The following is a 14,640-nucleotide window of genomic DNA, read 5'->3' as shown; positions in this document are numbered from 1 at the left end:
GCTTGGGTAAACTTGCTCTGTTAGGAGTATTGACCAAGAAGCCCCCACTTCAACAAAGTAAGTGGAGGGTAGTTCACTAAGTTAGCGATGGAATTTGTAAATAAAAATTAAGTAAAGCGAATAGGCTATTAAAATTAATAATTAGATTAACACTTGACATATGTTGAGTGTTTTTGTTTTATGCGAAGAGATTGGGGATATATCCTTATTAGTATCAGGAATTGCACTTGCCTTTTTTGTAGATTATAATGCTATAATTATAGTAGAAAGATAATAAGATTATGAATGGAATAACAATAAGTTTTGAAGGAGGAGCAATGAAGAGTAAAATAAATGGAATAATTGTTATTATAGTAATTTCTATTTTTACGATTACAGGATGTAGTGAATATAATGAAGAATATACATCAGATAATTCTATGCAAATTGAAGGACAAAATGGAGAAGAATTTGAGGAGTATACTCTAAAAGATTATTTGGGACAAGACTATGAACTTTTAAGTACCGAAGAAAAGATAGAAGCAGAGCAACTTTTTAATATAGCTGAAGATGAATTTATTAAGGAAGGCTATGGAAGTATAAAGTATTATGAACTTATGGATGAGCTGGATATTTTTCTTAGAGAAGCTGGACTGAAGGTTGCATATTACACAATGAGTTCTTTTATTGAAGATAAAAGAGACGAATTTGAGGTAGGAGACTACGAAGAATTACTGGAAATTGAGTATGAAATAGATGATCTTTATTTTGAGGCAGAAGAAAATGATGAATTAGAAGAGATGGAATATAACGAAGAATATATCTCATTAAGAGAAGAATCAGAAATTATTTTTAATGAGTATGGATATAATTATGAAGAAGTTGAAAATCAGATAATAAATGAAAATATTCAATTAGCTCTATATGATATACAAAATGGAGAAATTGTATTGAGTGAAGATAGTATATTTAACAGCGAAGATATTTCGAAAGATGAAATGGATACTTATGAGAAGGCATTTGACCACATCGGTAAAATAATACCGGATAAATGCATGATGATGATAGTTAGATTTGAAGTGAATACAGATGGGTATGATGGGGTATTAGCACATGTAATAGAGGACGGTGATAAAAATCTTTGGCGATTAGCTATAGATATTAAAGACACAGTGAATGAGGATGGTACATTTAGTGAAGAGGGAACGGAAACTATTATCCACGAAATGGGACATTTGCTTACTTTAAATAATGAGCAGCTTATGCTAGAAGAAAATGATAGGTTAGATACATATGTATTAGAAGAAGGGCAACTAAAGGAACCTGCATATCTAAATCTATTTTATCAAGAGTTTTGGAAAGATATTATAGATGAGCATACTTCTATGACTGAGGAAGATCCAGAAGAAGGAAGTTATACTTTTTATGAAAAATATAATGATAGATTTGTATCAGACTATGCAGCCACTAATCCAGCGGAAGATATAGCTGAAACTTTTCGTGTATTTATCACAGGAGATAAGCCACAAGGAAACACAATTGCAGATCAAAAGGTGAATTTTTTCTATGGGTTTGATGAAATGGTTGGATATAGAGATGAGATTTGGAGGAATTTAGTTATGATAAACTGAGTGTAGTAATAGATGAAACAATGTATGAAGTGAAAAACCTGGTGAAAATAAAAATATATTTATGATGGTATATGAGTAAGAAACACAATAGAATAAATTGCGGTTTTGAGAAAAAAACTCAAATAAAGTTGTATATATATATATAACTGGATATAATATAATAATGAATAGTAAATTATAGGAGGTTATTATAGTATGCTTGTTAATTATGAGTTTTCTAACTTTAGATCTTTCAAAGACAAGACTTCTCTATCAATGAAAGCAGGTTTACAACGAACATTGAATGAAAATTTGATAAAAGAAAATGATAGTAGAATCATTCCATCTACTGTAATATATGGTGCAAATGCTAGTGGAAAATCTAATATTATAATGTCTCTTGCAGTTATGAAAGAGATTATATTGTCAGGTTCTTTAGAATCTGGTGCTTCAAATTTAAATAACTTAGAATTATATCCTTTTGCATATAATAATGAAGAAAAGTCAATGGCATTTCAAATTGAATTTATAAATAGAGAATATCATTTAATATATGGATTTGAAGTTTTTTGCAATATATTTAAAAAAGGGCCTAGAAAAATTGTATCAGAAAACTTATCTATAATTGTAGGTAAATCTAAAGAGGTAAAAATATTTAAACGTGATAATAATAAAATTTCTATAATGAAAGATAAAAAAGCTTTAGAGGTTATACACTTTAATGATAAGCTTCTAAGTGAATTTGAAAATAAAATTAATACAAATCTTGATGAATCAGAACTATTTCTTTCAAGAGCTTTTAAAAGTATCATTAGTAACGAGTTAGCAGAAGCAGTTCTTGACTTTTTTAGAAATAAATTGGTTGTTGTAAGTGATTTTACATTAAAGAGAACGAATATAACTTTTTCTCGTGAGGATATGCCTAAAAAAGATTTTTTAGTTTGGAATAAAATATTAGAAGGTTTTGTAAAGAATGCTGATTTTGGTCCACAAAGCATTGCTTTTAAATCTACTAAAACAGATAATGAGGATTCAGCAAGTATGGAGCTTGTTTCTATATACAAAAATCAAAATAATAAGGCGATGATTCCGGCTGAATTAATGGAATCGAGAGGAACTTTGAAACTCCTTGATTTTGCAATTCCATTTGAAAGATTATTTACTTCAGGTGGGGTGTTTGTACTTGATGAATTTGATGCGGCTATTCATCCAGAGCTTATAAAAGGAATTTTAGAATTATTTAATGATCAAACAATAAATACGAATAAAGCACAACTTATTTTCACAACTCATAATCCTATTTATTTAAATAATAAAATCTTTAGAAGGGATCAGATTCGATTTGTGGAAAAGGATAAAGATTCTTTCGAAAGTGTAATTTATACATTAGCTGATTTTGGTTCAGAAAATGTTCGGAATGATCAAAATCATTTGATTAATTATTTTAAAGGAAAATATGGAGCATTACCATTTATTGATTTTTCCAAATTACTAATAAATGATGATAGTGAGGAGGAATAATTTATGGGGTTATATAGAAAAACCTATCTATGTGTTTGTGAGGGGCAACAGGAAGAATTATATCTTAAACATGTAGCTTCTCTTTTGAAACAATATCCACAAAGAGTTGTAACAATAAACACTATGATTGGTGGTGCTTATAAACTAAAAAAAACTTATACTGAATATGATAATGCAGCACTTTTTGATTATGATTTTAATAATGTAGAATTTGAAAAAAACATTGGAATTTGTGACCAACTAAAAAATAGTAATAAATCTACTAAAAGAAAAAATGGGAAGAAAGTTTTTCATGCATATAGTAATGTGAATTTTGATTTATGGCTTATTCTTCACAAAGAAGATTATAATAGGATTGTTTCTCAAAACCATGCTTATATCTCGGACGTGAGAAGGATATATAAGTTAAGTGCTATTGAAGATATAAAAAAGAAAAATGTTATTGATAAAATCTTAGCACAAATTACTTTAGATGACGTGAAAAAAGCTATTATAAGGGCTGATAAAATTAGGGAGAGAAAACTTGAAACAGATAAAATGATTGTAGCTTCATCTACTTGTTATTCTAATCCAGATTTTTCAATTCACCAATTTTTAAAGTTTGTATTGAAGGATTGTAAGGAGTTATAGAATATATAGTTATTAGACAAGGATATATTAAAATAAGTATTTTCATTAGCACTCAACATTTGTTGAGTGCTTTTTGAATAAAAAATAAACAGATGATAACAATATAGATGTAAACTATCTTAAAATAGGTCCTATGAAAATGAACCTTAACATAAAAAAACTTTTATTTTGAGATGTATTTAAACTTATATTGATTTATATAGAATTTGTTTTGTGGGGCTTATTTTAACCTGAATTATTCATAGGTTTAAATTTAACAACTCAATTATAATGAATTAAGTTGTTATTTAGACCTATTTTTATTTTTATATAAGTTTTTTCTGTATTTATGTGTGAGTTTTAATATTTATTTGAACTTACAATTTTTGTATCTTAAAAAAGGGTATGTTTTACCCGTAGGGTGTTATTTTAATTTAAATTTTATTTGTATTGCTTCTAAATGTTATGTAAAGCAAGGCAGTTCATTAATTTTATCAAGAATATACCAAAAATCTTTTTTATAAGCGCAGCTGCTACAAAGTTTAAATTTTAAATATCGACCTGTTTTAATTACTTTAGCTGCCACTTTAATTATTTTCATACGTATTGTTTCAATTCTATTTTCTTTAATATTGTTACTAAAACATAGTCTCCTAAATAGATTATTCAAATTATAAGCTAATACCATCTCTTGTAGTTTATTAGCGTTAGCTAGATATTTTCTGCTACTCATTTTACCGAAAGCAAAACCATTTTTGCCCTCTTTTATAAAGTTTTCCATGGTACCACGATTACAATAAAAATTTATAATATTCTTAGGTGATACAGTCATATTAGTAACAACGAAAGTATAGTGATAACCTATCTGCCCTTCGGGCTTTTCTATTTTTACTGCTACTCTACGATTCTTATCCCAACTCGATGCTTTATATTGAAATTCCTCATAAATCACTTGGTAATCGTATGGATTTTCTTTGTATTTTTCTATTAATTTATTCTCAAACTTTGAAGCTAATTTATATAAAGTGGCATTTGCTTTTAATCTAATAGCGTATAATGTTTCAAGTTGCTCCGCAAGTTCATATAATCCAGGTACTGCAAACCCACTATCTCCAAGGATACATCTAGTTACACTTGGATATTCCTTTAAGTATTTTTTTAGTACTGGACCAATAAAACTTACTACTTTCCTAGAAGTATAAACATTTCCTGAGCGTAGCTCTGCTTTAATTAAATCACCATTCAACCCATTAAACATAAGTAATGGATGGTATCCATTTGACCCATAATGATAATTAAAGGCTGCTCCATGTTGTTTACCAAAAGTTTGTAAGTTCGTAGAATCAATATCAAATATGATATGTTCAATTGGTTCTATAGAATAAGCTCTATCCAATAATTTTTCATTTATGAATTGTTGCTGTTTAAGAGTTTTATCGGTTAGTCTATTATTAAATCTTGATATAGTAGGCTGCGAAGCTAATTTTTCTTTATTTAAAATAGTAGTAAGAGTTGGATCTAAAGTTAATTCATCAGCATTGTCATCGGTATGATAGCCGGCTATATTCTGATATATTTTTTGTAGAACAATATCTTCATTAGTATGAGTTCTTGTATTTATGTCATCTTCAAGAATGAAAGTGTCCTTTATTAAGTTACTAAACCCAATTTTATTATCAAATTCTTTGTATAACAAAATTCCAGAATCTGATGTTAAATCTCCACCCTCAAAATTTATTTTTACTTTTTTGTTGAAATTCATCTGTTTTTCTAATAAACTATTCATAGAAAGAAGTCTCTCCTTTGTTTTGTTTTTTGTTTGTCAACTAAAACTATAACAAATTTGAGGCTTTTTTTATATACTTTTTTATATTCACTTATTAAGTGAAATGAAGATTTACAGCCTACCGGCTAAATACCACTATCTTTCAGAGTTTTAATGTTGATTATGAATAATTCAGGTTAAAATATAAAAAAGTAATCACAAGATTATAAAAATATAAATTAATTTGATATATTTTGTAGTATAATATAATAAATGGTAAATATTCGCATAAAATACTTTTATGCTTAATATAACAAAGTATTTTATTGGATAGATAAAATCTTTAAAAGTATAGGGATAAGGAGGTGTTTAAATGCAAGAAGCCATTATTCAAATTGGTAAAAGCATATTAAAGGAAGAAGGTATGTTATCAAGCTTAATCCAAGATGTTCAGATCAAAGATAAGAAAGAAAATTGTAAGTACATTTTGAAGTTTAAATTTTATACAAAAGAAAATAAAGTAAAGATAGATCTAAACGAGGAATTATCGCAAGCTTCAACTAAAAAATATTTATTTATTGGATCTGCTGCAGGAGCTAACTCACCACAATGGTATGCAACGGCTAAAAATATTTGGTATCATCTTTCAGAAACTATACCTAATTTATGTAGTCATAATTTTGGGGATGAATTGAACGCTAAACTCCAGATAGTAAGAGATGAGTTTTTTGTAGACCTTGGAGAACAATATAAAAGTACAAAAAACAGATATATCTTGGATTATAAAAAGGCTGCCATTAGTGACATAACAATTGAAGAGATTTATAGAGAAACAATAGAAGAAATGAATGAAATAAAAGATAAAAAACAAAGAGAGAAAAAAATAAAAGATGAATTAAAGAAAAAATTTTTAAAAACTTTAGATGAGTATATAAAAATTAATGATTTAAAAAAAGACAGTATAGGGTTAAGTACTATCTACATTGATGATGAACTAATCTGCGATATAGAGGAATATAAAGAAGAAGTATTAAAAGAGAAGAACAGTGTAGATAAAAATAAGAAAAAGAATAGCAATAGTAAAATACAAAATTGTAGTATATGTGGAGAGACTAATAATTTATCATATGATATGGCAAATACGCAATTTAAATTTTTCACTACAAATCAAGTTATCTTTGGGAGAAATATTTCAAAGGATTATTCTAAAAATATGCTGTTATGCTCTAATTGTTTTGCAGAATTATTAGCAGGGGAGAATTATATTAAAAATAATCTTAATACCAGATTGGCCAACTTTACAGTACTAATTGTTCCTCATTTTATTATCAATGAAGGACTACCCAAAGAGGAACTTGATGATATTTCAGAACAAATAAAAATGAAATTTAACACTGTAAAAAGTTATGAGGATATTGATGAACTAAGAGATAATATTATATCTAACATAGAGGAGAATGAACTAGAAGATAAGGTGTATTTTTTACTGAATTTTATTTTTTACAAGCAGAATCAGAAATCAACAAAAGTACAGAGGCTAATTAAAGATGTAAATCCTTCTATATTTGATACAATAGCTTTTGGCATAAGTTATGCCAATGATATTTGTGTAAAAATTTTAGGTTATGAAAATAAATATAATCTTAGTCTAGCAAAAGTATATAGAATGGTTCCTATTAGAGAAAATAAAAAGAGAGAAGCAACGCAGTTCAGAGATATACTTCACCTTTATGATAGTATATTATCTCAAAAAAAGATTAGTAAACAATTTGTTATAAGCAACCTTATTCATTGTGCAAAAATACAATTTTATGAACAAGTAGGGTTCAATGTTTCAAATGGTAAAATTCATAATACCATAATGTCAGGTAATTTATTTATTAAGTTTTTAGAATATATTAATTGTTTGGAAAAGGGGGAAGCAATGGATATTAGTACTCTAAACCTAAAAGATGATTTAAAAAATTATATAGATACAATGGGGTATAGTGAAGAAGAAACAGCTTTATTTTTACTAGGATATCTTGTTGGACAAGTAGGTAATGCTCAGGGTAAAAGAAGCGAAGAAAGAAAAAAACCAATACTCAATAAATTAAACTTTGGTGGCATAGATAAAAGTAAAATGATAAGACTTACAAGTGATATATTTAATAAATTAAAGCAAGAAAAAATACTTAGATATAATGAAGGTGTTTTTGCAGAAACAAAGAGATTGATTGATGCTAATTTAAATAACTGGAAATTGAACAAACATGAAAACTTATTTTATATATTATCAGGATATAGTTATTCAACTACAAAATTATTTGGTAAGAAAAAAGAAGGGGGAAATGAAAATGAATAATAGTGAAATTCTATATTTATATGATGCAAAGTTGTGTAATCCAAATGGAGACCCAGATGAGGAAAATAGACCTCGTATGGACTATGAAAGAGAAATTAACTTAGTTTCAGATGTTAGGATTAAAAGATATATTCGTGATTACCTTTTAAATAGAGATTATAGTTTATTTGTTAGAAAAATGGAGGATAAAAGTGTAACCCCAGAAAAAATAATATTAGAGTTGAAGGATAGTTCCGTTGATACAATATTAGATGAATTAATTGATGTAAGAATGTTTGGTGCAACTATACCTATAAAAAAAGATAACAAAATGTTCATAGGACCAATTCAATTCAATTGGGGATATTCATTAAATAAAGTGGAGCTAATAGAATCTAGCATTACATCACATTTTTTAACTGATGCGGGGAATAAGCAAGGAGCTATAGGAAAAGATTATCGGGTAAAATATTCACTAATAGCTTTCTCAGGTGTTATTAGTGGTAAAAGGGCAGAAAAAACGCATTTAAAGGATGAAGATGTAAATATATTTGATAAAGCTATGAGATTTGCTATTCCAGAACTAGCTACAAGAAGTAAAATTGGTCAATACCCTAGATTGTATTTAAGAGTAGAATACAAAAATGATGAAACTATATTAGGAGATATGAGAGATTTTATTTCAATAAAAGAAGAAAAAGACAGTATAAGAGATATAACTGAAATCAAATTAGAAGTAAGTGAGCTTGTTGATCATTTGAATGAAAATGTGGATAAAATAGAGAAGATAAATATTTTTGTGGATAAAAGATTGAAAGTTTTATATAAGCAAGAGGATTCAAATATAATGGATTTATTACAAGGATTTAAACTATCTATAGTAGAGTAGGGTGATGCTATGAATAAAATAGATTTACTAGTATTCGATGTAAAGGGGAAGTTTGCTCATTTTAGAAAGTACTATACTAATTCATCTTCTCTGTCCTATTCTATACCACCAAGAACTACAATAACAGGTTTAATGGCTGGGATATTAGGTATGGAAAGAGATAGCTATTACAGTGAATTTTCAGCAGAAAATGTGAAAGTTGCAGTAAGAAAACTTTCTAAAAACAGAAGAATAATGTCTTCTTTAAATTATATCAAAGCAACTAATATTAATGATGTAATAAGAGCGAAAGAACATACACAAATTCCATTTGAATTATTAACTTCAGAGGATAATGTGAAATATAGAATTTATATAAATATAAAGAATAAAAAAACCATGAAAGAATTAGAAGAAAGAATAAGAGAAAAAAAGTACTACTATAGTCCTTATTTGGGTGCAGCTCCTTTTAATTGTTCTTTGGAATTTATAGGTAGACTAGATGGGGAAGTAGTCAAAGAAAATGAGTTCGCTGATATTAATTCTGTTGTAAATAGCAGATTAATTGAAGAAGGTTGCATTGATCTTACTCATTCTAATTTGTATTTACTTCGGGAAAAAATGCCTTATGATTTTAAAGAAGACAGGACAATTACAAAAGCAGAATCTTATATTTTTGATGATAATTGTGAAAGTATAAAAATAAAACTTAAGGATGGATATATAAAAATAAAAAATAAAGAAGAGCGTATAGTTTTTATGTAATGAGTTTTTATAAATAGGATTAAGTCTTATTATTTTGATAAACTATCAAATTTTCAGTGCATTATATAGGTGGTGTTAAGGATGGAATTTTATTCTCATATCTATAAATATGATAATAAAACAATAGTTAAAAAACCGTTAGTGAAACATTTAATAGAGGTAAATAACCAAAACAAAGATGAATTTGAAGGAAAAGAAAAAAGAGCAATGGATATAATCTGTTGTAGTCACGATTTTGGCAAATATACAACTTATTTTCAAGAGCATTTGCTATATAACAAAAAAAGCACACCATTATCAGAGCATAGTTTTATTTCTGCTTTAGCGGCAGCGTATATTGCTATAAGAGAATTTGGAGAGGAAGATATTCTTCCTCTCTCTATCTATAATATTGTACTTTATCATCACGGGAGTTTTAAGAATTATGATTATAAAACACCTAAAACCAGAAGTAAATTTGATAAGGGTATAGATAAAAATGTGACAAAACAAATGCTGGATATAGTCTTTAAACAAATTGAAGATATAGAAAAAAACAAAGAAGATATTATTAATGACTATGAAATACTAGGATATTCAGATGAAATAAAAGATTTTGTAGAAAATAAACCAATCAAAGAAATTTTAAAGAAATTAAATAGCATGTATATTAAAAACATAAAAAATAATGATACATCCACAATATATTTTGACACTCTGAAATTTTACTCACATCTTATATCAGCTGACAAATTTAGTGCAGCCAATATTGACCCTCCAAAAATTAAATATATTTCATATGATAAATTAAATAAAGTAAAGGAAGACAAAATAAAAGGGGCAAAAGGTGAAATTAATAAGATAAGAAGTGAAATATTTGGGAAAATACAAGAATCAATTGAGGAAAACTACAATACAAGCAAGATATTTTCAATTACTTCACCAACGGGTACAGGTAAAACTTACTCAGGATTTTTTGCAGCTCTAAAATTAAAAGAGCTTTTAGGTGAAGATGCGAAAATAATATATTCTTTGCCATTTACATCAATAATAAATCAAAACTTTGATTCTATAAAAAACTTATTTAGAGATGTTAAAGATTTTCAGAAGAATAGTAGTTCATACTTATTAATGCACCATAGTTATGCAAATGCAGAATTCAAGAGTGAAAAAGAAGAATATGATAAAGCTCAATCAGAAATGTTATTCGAAGTTTGGTCCTCAGGAATAGTTATTACAACATTTGTGCAATTATTAGAAACCCTAATAGGAAATAGAAATAGGATGCTTAAAAAGTTTCATTCTATAAAAGGGTCAATAATTTTGTTAGATGAAGTGCAAGCTATACCAACGGAATATTATGAATTAGTTGATTATGTATTAAAGGAAGCCAGTGAAAAGCTGGATTGTAGGGTAATAATGATGACAGCTACTAGGCCAATGATGCTTATAGATGCTGTAGAGTTACTTAAGGGAAATGAAAACTATTTTAGATTATTTAACAGAACAAAATTAATTCCAAAATTAAATAATGTAAGTATAGATGAGTTTATAGAAGAATTTATTGTAGGTATAGAAGAAAAGTCATACTTGATAATATGCAATACAATTACACAATCTCTTGATATATATAATAAATTAGAAGGATTAAATAGAGAAGTTTTATATTTGTCTACTAATTTATTACCTATACATAGAAGAGCTGTAATTGATGAAGTTACTGAAAAACTGAAGAACAATAAAAAGATTATTTTAGTTTCTACTCAAGTAGTTGAGGCAGGGGTTGATTTTGATTTTGACGTAGTTATAAGAGATTTGGCTCCACTAGATAGTATTATACAGGCAGCAGGAAGATGTAATAGAAATGCAGGAGATAATAAAGTAGGAGAAGTATATATTCGGTCTTTTGTTGATAAAAGAGGAAGATTATATGGGAGAACTATATATGGAAATACATCAATTAATGTATGCAAGGAAATTTTAGAAAAATATGAGGAAGTTGAAGAAAAAGATTATTTTAAGCTTATTAATGAATATTCAACAAAAATAATAAAAGAGAAAAATACAGATGCATCCCCTGAATTTATTAAATCTATTAAAAATCTATATTTTAATAAAGCGCCAAAAGAAGAATACAGTATAGGAAAATTTTCATTAATTGAAGAAAAAAATAATAATATGGATGTATTCATAATTTATGATGATGAAGCAGAAGAAGTTTACGCAGAGATGCTAAGAGGATTTGGTGAAAAAGATAAAAACAAGAAAAATCAAATATTTATAAGTATCAAAAATAAAGTAAGAGATTATACATTGTCTTTGCCAAATAAATATTATACGAAATTTGATACAGATGCTATGGTTATAAATTTACCTAGAGAAGGATGTCGCGATTATTACAACGAAAAGATTGGATTTATAAGGGATGATAAAGATGAATTTATGATGTTCTAGGAGGTGTGATATGTATATTAACGGAACCATTCTTTGGTACTACAACATATGTAAAAGAGAAGTATGGCTTATGGCTCATGGTATAGTTGCAGACCAGGAGGATGAAAATATGAAATTGGGAAAGTTTATTCATGAAAATAGCTATAAGAGAAAGAAAAAGGAAATAAGTTTTGGGAATGTGAAATTTGATGTGGTATACGAGTCTAAAAACAAGTTAATTATAGGAGAAACCAAAAAGTCATCTAAATTTGAAGAAGCCTCAAAATGGCAACTGCTCTATTATTTAAGGGTATTAAAAGAATGTAATATTGATGCAGAAGGAGTTCTCCTAGTACCAGAAGAAAAAAAGAAAACTAAAGTAATTCTTGATATAGATAATGAGAAAAAGTTAGAAAATATAATATGTGATATTGAAAAGATATGTAATGAAAATATTCCTCCAAAGGTTGAGAAAATAGGATATTGTAAAAATTGCGCCTATAGAGAATATTGTTACTCTTAATTAATTAAAAAAGATTAAAATTTTGAATGAAGGAGGGATACCATGAAAAAGGATATCTATATTTTTAATGATGGGGAGTTAAAGAGAAAAGACAATACCATTTATTTTATTGGAGGTGGAAGAAAAAAATATCTTCCAGTAGAAGAAATAAATAATATTTGGGTTTATGGTGAAGTAGATGTAAATAAGAAATTCTTAGATTTTATAGCACAAAAGAATACGTGTATTCATTTTTTTAATTACTATGGATACTATTCAGGAACATTTTATCCAAGAGAACATTTAAATTCTGGAGAAGTTATATTGAAACAGGCACAGTTCTATGTTGACTATGATAGAAGATTAGAACTCGCTAAATTAATAATTACTACTGCTATCAAAAATATCATAGTGATATTAAAATATTATAATAACAGAGGAGCAGAGTTAATAGTAGAAATTGATGATGTAGAAAGAAAATTAAATTCAATGAATAGAGCAGAAACAATAGATGAATTGATGGCGTATGAAGGTAATATTAGAGAAAAATATTATAAATGTTTTAACAAAATAATTAATAATGAAGATTTTGCATTTACAACAAGAAGTAGAAGACCACCTAGAGATAAAATTAATGCATTGATTAGCTTTGGTAATTCAATGATGTATACTTCTGTACTTAGTGAAATTTATCAGACTCATTTAGACCCTAGGATAGGGTACCTTCATTCTACTAATACAAGAAAGTTTTCTCTGAATTTAGATGTTGCAGAAATATTCAAACCAATAATTGTTGATAGAGTCATCTTTTCATTATTAAATAAAAGAATAATAACGGCAGAAGATTTTGATGATAAAATGAATGGTATAATTTTAAATGAAAATGGTAAGAAAAAATTCGTAAAAGAATACAATGACAAATTAACAGCCACTATTAAACATAGAAAACTTAATACTTATGTTACCTATAAGAGATTAATTAGATTAGAATTATACAAAATTCAAAAGCATATAGTTGAAGATGATCAGTATGAAGGATTTGTTGCTAAGTGGTAACAATGATATTGACTAGAAAAACAAATTTTGATTAAAGGAGAAACTATGTTTGTAATATTAGTCTATGATTTTGGAGAAAAGAGAGTTGGGAAAGCACTCAAAAGATGTAGAAAATATCTAACCTGGGTACAAAATTCTGTATTCGAAGGTGAAATAGGCGAAGCTAATTTAAGACAATTAGAAATGGAATTAGAAAGCATAATGATAAAAGAAGAAGATTCAATTATTATATATAAATTTAGATCAAAAAAGTATTATAATAGAGAAGTAATAGGAATATCAAAAAATGTTGAAGAAATATTTTTGTAAATAATCTAGCAAGAGCATTTGGATAATTAATAATGTTACTTAATAGAAAAGTGCAACATAAAAAGTCGTCGACCTATGATAGGGTAAAAAACCTAAGGGGTCGACGACTTTTAGATTGGCTTGAATAAAAGCATTAGACAGATATTGAAAAAAATTGAGAGTGTTGACACTATTATACAAGTGAGGTATAATGCTAGGTGAATGGGCTTGGAATATACCTATGAGGAATTGAAACTTGAAAGAATAAAAGTAAAAAAAACTAAAAAGAGAGCTTGGAATATACCTATGAGGAATTGAAACAAAATTTTTCTTTACTAAAAGCATAAGTAATAAGATCGCTTGGAATATACCTATGAGGAATTGAAACACAATTAAGTTAAGCTTTTTATTAATTTTACTTGTTCGCTTGGAATATACCTATGAGGAATTGAAACTTGAGATATGTTAGTTGATGATATGTAGGATTAAAGCTTGGAATATACCTATGAGGAATTGAAACATAAAACCACCTTATATAAATTTATTATTTTTTAATGCTTGGAATATACCTATGAGGAATTGAAACATAATAATACCTCCTCATTAAATTGTTTTACTACGCTTGGAATATACCTATGAGGAATTGAAACAAAATAAAATAAATAAAAAAAAGACTCTATAAGAGTGCTTGGAATATACCTATGAGGAATTGAAACCAACTTCTATAGTATAATCTAAATCGTTGCCAAATTGCTTGGAATATACCTATGAGGAATTGAAACTGCATACAATAGTATAATCAATCAAATTTATTTTCGCTTGGAATATACCTATGAGGAATTGAAACTCTGCTACAATTTCTGTTATATATCTTCGTGTACCGCTTGGAATATACCTATGAGGAATTGAAACATTGAACCGGATCAAGAAACTTTAATTCAA

11 protein-coding genes and 1 CRISPR repeat array (1 of these 12 cut by a window edge) are annotated in these 14,640 nt (G+C 27.4%); of the genes, 10 read left to right on the top strand and 1 reads right to left on the bottom strand.

The genetic code is table 11. From position 1 onward, the window contains the following. The first annotated feature begins 317 nt into the window (after window positions 1–317). From ACVHXK_RS03750 to ACVHXK_RS03740, 3 genes are all read left to right on the top strand, one after another. Window positions 318–1,610: a hypothetical protein gene (locus ACVHXK_RS03750; protein ID WP_461205022.1), complete on the top strand. Its 1,293-nt coding sequence runs from the start codon at window positions 318–320 to the stop codon at window positions 1,608–1,610. A gap of 195 nt (window positions 1,611–1,805) precedes the next feature. Then, window positions 1,806–3,110: an AAA family ATPase gene (locus ACVHXK_RS03745; RefSeq protein ID WP_461205021.1), complete on the top strand. Its 1,305-nt coding sequence runs from the start codon at window positions 1,806–1,808 to the stop codon at window positions 3,108–3,110. A gap of 3 nt (window positions 3,111–3,113) precedes the next feature. Beyond that, window positions 3,114–3,740 (top strand): RloB domain-containing protein, encoded by a 627-nt coding sequence (locus ACVHXK_RS03740; RefSeq protein WP_461205020.1) that lies wholly within the window; start codon window positions 3,114–3,116, stop codon window positions 3,738–3,740. 442 nt (window positions 3,741–4,182) lie between these two features. Here ACVHXK_RS03740 and ACVHXK_RS03735 read toward each other — a convergent pair whose 3' ends face one another. Beyond that, window positions 4,183–5,505, bottom strand: coding sequence for an IS1380 family transposase (locus tag ACVHXK_RS03735; protein WP_461205019.1), 1,323 nt, complete (start codon window positions 5,503–5,505; stop codon window positions 4,183–4,185). A gap of 352 nt (window positions 5,506–5,857) precedes the next feature. Here ACVHXK_RS03735 and ACVHXK_RS03730 point away from each other — a divergent pair, with 352 nt between their 5' ends. The 7 genes from ACVHXK_RS03730 to cas2 all read left to right on the top strand — a co-directional run bounded on the left by ACVHXK_RS03730 (window position 5,858) and on the right by cas2 (window position 13,719). Beyond that, on the top strand, window positions 5,858–7,828 hold the full coding sequence (locus ACVHXK_RS03730; RefSeq protein ID WP_461205018.1) for a TIGR02556 family CRISPR-associated protein: 1,971 nt from the start codon (window positions 5,858–5,860) through the stop codon (window positions 7,826–7,828). After that, window positions 7,821–8,696 (top strand): type I-B CRISPR-associated protein Cas7/Csh2, encoded by an 876-nt coding sequence (gene cas7b / locus ACVHXK_RS03725; RefSeq protein ID WP_461205017.1) that lies wholly within the window; start codon window positions 7,821–7,823, stop codon window positions 8,694–8,696. The genes ACVHXK_RS03730 and cas7b overlap by 8 nt, the downstream gene beginning before the upstream one ends. A gap of 9 nt (window positions 8,697–8,705) precedes the next feature. After that, the gene (gene cas5b, locus ACVHXK_RS03720; protein WP_461205016.1) at window positions 8,706–9,440 is read left to right on the top strand and encodes a type I-B CRISPR-associated protein Cas5b; all 735 of its coding nucleotides are present in this window, start codon (window positions 8,706–8,708) and stop codon (window positions 9,438–9,440) included. Between the two features lie 81 nt (window positions 9,441–9,521). Next, entirely contained in the window at window positions 9,522–11,873 is a 2,352-nt protein-coding gene (gene cas3 / locus ACVHXK_RS03715; RefSeq protein WP_461205015.1) for a CRISPR-associated helicase Cas3', read from the top strand. A gap of 10 nt (window positions 11,874–11,883) precedes the next feature. Further along, window positions 11,884–12,375 (top strand): CRISPR-associated protein Cas4, encoded by a 492-nt coding sequence (gene cas4, locus ACVHXK_RS03710; RefSeq protein WP_461205014.1) that lies wholly within the window; start codon window positions 11,884–11,886, stop codon window positions 12,373–12,375. Window positions 12,376–12,417: 42 nt separating this feature from the next. After that, window positions 12,418–13,410, top strand: a complete 993-nt coding sequence (gene cas1b, locus ACVHXK_RS03705; protein WP_461205013.1) for a type I-B CRISPR-associated endonuclease Cas1b — start codon at window positions 12,418–12,420, stop codon at window positions 13,408–13,410. A 45-nt stretch (window positions 13,411–13,455) separates the two neighbouring features. Then, window positions 13,456–13,719, top strand: a complete 264-nt coding sequence (cas2, locus tag ACVHXK_RS03700; RefSeq protein ID WP_461205012.1) for a CRISPR-associated endonuclease Cas2 — start codon at window positions 13,456–13,458, stop codon at window positions 13,717–13,719. A gap of 205 nt (window positions 13,720–13,924) precedes the next feature. Beyond that, window positions 13,925–14,640: a CRISPR direct-repeat array (repeat unit 30 nt; unit sequence GCTTGGAATATACCTATGAGGAATTGAAAC) (it continues 7,815 nt past the right edge of the window).

It is taken from the genome of Clostridium sp. DL1XJH146, assembly GCF_054819755.1.
This window is presented reverse-complemented; position numbering and strand designations above follow the sequence as displayed.

Excerpts from the sequence above, each read along its gene's own strand:
- cas5b (WP_461205016.1), top strand. The coding sequence starts at position 8,706 with ATGAATAAAATAGATTTACTAGTATTCGATGTAAAGGGGAAGTTTGCT.
- cas4 (WP_461205014.1), top strand. The coding sequence starts at position 11,884 with ATGTATATTAACGGAACCATTCTTTGGTACTACAACATATGTAAAAGA.
- cas3 (WP_461205015.1), top strand. The coding sequence starts at position 9,522 with ATGGAATTTTATTCTCATATCTATAAATATGATAATAAAACAATAGTT.
- ACVHXK_RS03740 (WP_461205020.1), top strand. The coding sequence starts at position 3,114 with ATGGGGTTATATAGAAAAACCTATCTATGTGTTTGTGAGGGGCAACAG.
- cas7b (WP_461205017.1), top strand. The coding sequence starts at position 7,821 with ATGAATAATAGTGAAATTCTATATTTATATGATGCAAAGTTGTGTAAT.
- ACVHXK_RS03745 (WP_461205021.1), top strand. The coding sequence starts at position 1,806 with ATGCTTGTTAATTATGAGTTTTCTAACTTTAGATCTTTCAAAGACAAG.
- cas1b (WP_461205013.1), top strand. The coding sequence starts at position 12,418 with ATGAAAAAGGATATCTATATTTTTAATGATGGGGAGTTAAAGAGAAAA.
- cas2 (WP_461205012.1), top strand. The coding sequence starts at position 13,456 with ATGTTTGTAATATTAGTCTATGATTTTGGAGAAAAGAGAGTTGGGAAA.
- ACVHXK_RS03730 (WP_461205018.1), top strand. The coding sequence starts at position 5,858 with ATGCAAGAAGCCATTATTCAAATTGGTAAAAGCATATTAAAGGAAGAA.
- ACVHXK_RS03735 (WP_461205019.1), bottom strand. The coding sequence starts at position 5,505 with ATGAATAGTTTATTAGAAAAACAGATGAATTTCAACAAAAAAGTAAAA.
- ACVHXK_RS03750 (WP_461205022.1), top strand. The coding sequence starts at position 318 with ATGAAGAGTAAAATAAATGGAATAATTGTTATTATAGTAATTTCTATT.